Genomic DNA, 2,344 nt, shown 5'->3' on the forward strand with positions numbered 1-2,344 from the left:
GGCGCGGCGCCGGCACGGGCTGCCCCGCGTCCTGCGGTCCCGCCGGATGGCCCGAGGCGCCGCGCACCGCCGGCGGGCGCCCTGCGATGCGCGCGGCCTCGGGATCTTCGCCCCCGGGCATGGGGTCCAGCCCCGGCTGCGCCGCCACGCGTGCCCGCCGAGGGAGCGCGCTCTGTCCGGACGATTCCGGGCCGGCCCTGCGCCGCCGCGCGCGCCTGCGGCAGGACCCTGCCAGCCGCAATGCTGGCCCGAGGCCCCCGGATGAGCACGGCGCGACACCCGGCCGGATTTCGTGACGACCACCACCATTGCATTTTTCATGACGATCTGTCCGAATACCCACGGCACCGCCGCATCCCGGACGGAGGGTCCCGCATGAAGGTCTCGAAGCAGCAATCGGCCGAGAACCGCGCCCGCATCCTCGCCGCGGCCGCCCGGCTGTTCCGCGAGCGTGGGCTACAGGGCACCGGCGTGGACGCGCTGGTCGGCGCCGCCGGGCTCAGCCATGGCAGCCTCTACAGCCAGTTCGGCTCGAAGGAGCGGCTGGCGGCCGAGGCCCTGGCGGCGGCGCTCGAAGGCGGGTCCGACGCGCTGCTGCCGCCGGGGGAGACGCCGGCGCTGGACCTGCTGGTCCGCCGCTACCTCTCCCGCAGCCACCGGGATGCGCCGGGCGGCGGCTGCGCCCTGGCCGCGCTCGGGTCGGAGATGCCGCGGCAGCCCGCTGGGCTGCGCGCCGCCTATAGCGCCGGGCTGCGCCGCCTGGCCGGCCAGGTCGCCACACTGCTGCCCGGCCGCCCGGCCGAGGCGCGGGAGGATGCGGCCCTCGCCGCCCTCGCCACGCTGGTCGGCGCCCTCACCCTCGCCCGCGCCGTGGACGACCCGGCGCTGTCCGACCGGCTGCTCGCCGCCGGCCGCCGCCACCTGGCCGAGAGCCTGGAGCCGATCGCGGAGGGCCGCGGGCAGCCCGACGCATGACCCTCCGCCGCCATCGGGACGCTCGGGCGGCGCGGCGATGCGTCGCGCCCCCGGGCCGCCGCAGCGGCGGACCACCGACCTTCGCCCCGGACTGGAAGGACCCCGAGACATGGCCGCCAACCTGCTCGCCGCCGCGCTGGCGCGCCGCGGCATCCACTATGCCTGGGTGATGGTGGGGCTGACCTTCCTGGTCTCCCTCGCCTCGGCCGGCGCGCTCGGCGTGCTGGGCGCCTTCCTGCTGCCGCTGCAGCGGGAATATGGCTGGGACACGGCGTCGATCTCCGGCGCGCTGGCGCTGCGGCTGCTGCTGTTCGGCCTGATGGCGCCCTTCGCCGCGGCGCTGCTGCAGCGCTACGGCCTGCGCCGCATCGTCGCCTTCGCCCTGGCGCTCGTGCTCGCCGGCTGCCTCGCCTCCATGGGCATGACGCAGGTCTGGCAGCTCTGGCTGTTCTGGGGCGTGGTGACCGGCATCGGCACCGGCATGACGGCGCTGGTGCTGGGCGCGACGGTGGCCAACCGCTGGTTCGTGCAGCGCCGCGGCCTGGTGGTCGGCCTGCTGACCGCGGCCAACGCCACCGGCCAGCTCGCCTTCCTGCCGCTGGCCGCCTGGCTGGCGCGGGAGGAAGGCTGGCGCAGCGCCATGGCGCCGGGCCTTGTCGCCTGCGGCCTGGCGGCGCTGCTGTTCTTCCTGCTGGGCCGCGACCGGCCCGCCGATCTCGGCCTCCTCGCCTATGGGGAGGCGCCCGGCGCCGCCGCGCCGCCGCCGCCCGCCGCCGGCAACCCGGTGCGCACCGCCTTCGCCGTGCTGGGCGATGCCGCGCGCACCCGCGCCTTCTGGATCCTCTTCGCCACCTTCCTGGTCTGCGGCCTCTCCACCAACGGCCTGGTGCAGACGCATTTCATCCCGCTCTGCAGCGATTTCGGCATGGCGGAGGTGGATGCCGCCTGGGTGCTGGCGATGATGGGCGCCTTCGACTTCGTCGGCACCATCGCCTCCGGCTGGCTGTCCGACCGCTACGACAACCGCGTGCTGCTCGCCTGGTATTACGGGCTGCGCGGCCTGTCGCTGCTGGCCCTGCCCTTCAGCGACTTCTCGCTCTGGGGCCTGTCGCTGTTCGCGGTGTTCTACGGGCTGGACTGGATCGCCACGGTGCCGCCCACCGTGAAGCTGGCCGCGCAGAATTTCGGGCGGGAGCACGCGCCGGTGGTCTTCGGCTGGGTCTTCACCGCGCACCAGCTTGGCGCCGCCGTCGCCGCGCTGGGCGCCGGCCTCAGCCGCGACGCGCTGGCGAGCTACCTGCCCGCCTTCGCCCTGGCCGGCGCCGCCTGCCTGGTGGCGGCGGCGCTGGCGCTGGCCCTGCGCCCGCCG

General features: G+C 76.1%; 2 protein-coding genes. Both read left to right on the forward strand.

Annotated elements, in window-relative coordinates; all coding sequences use genetic code 11:
• Positions 1-375 precede the first annotated feature (375 nt).
• Positions 376-975: a TetR/AcrR family transcriptional regulator gene (locus E2C05_RS31105; RefSeq protein ID WP_133223479.1), complete on the forward strand. Its 600-nt coding sequence runs from the start codon at positions 376-378 to the stop codon at positions 973-975.
• A gap of 109 nt (positions 976-1,084) precedes the next feature.
• Positions 1,085-2,344: MFS transporter (locus E2C05_RS31110; protein ID WP_133223480.1), on the forward strand; the 1,260-nt coding region annotated here is incomplete at its 3' end.

It is taken from the genome of Paracraurococcus ruber, assembly GCF_004353985.1.
GTDB lineage: Bacteria > Pseudomonadota > Alphaproteobacteria > Acetobacterales > Acetobacteraceae > Paracraurococcus > Paracraurococcus ruber.

Bases quoted from the DNA above. Each gene is read 5' to 3' on its own strand.
- E2C05_RS31105 (WP_133223479.1), top strand. From the start codon at position 376: ATGAAGGTCTCGAAGCAGCAATCGGCCGAGAACCGCGCCCGCATCCTC.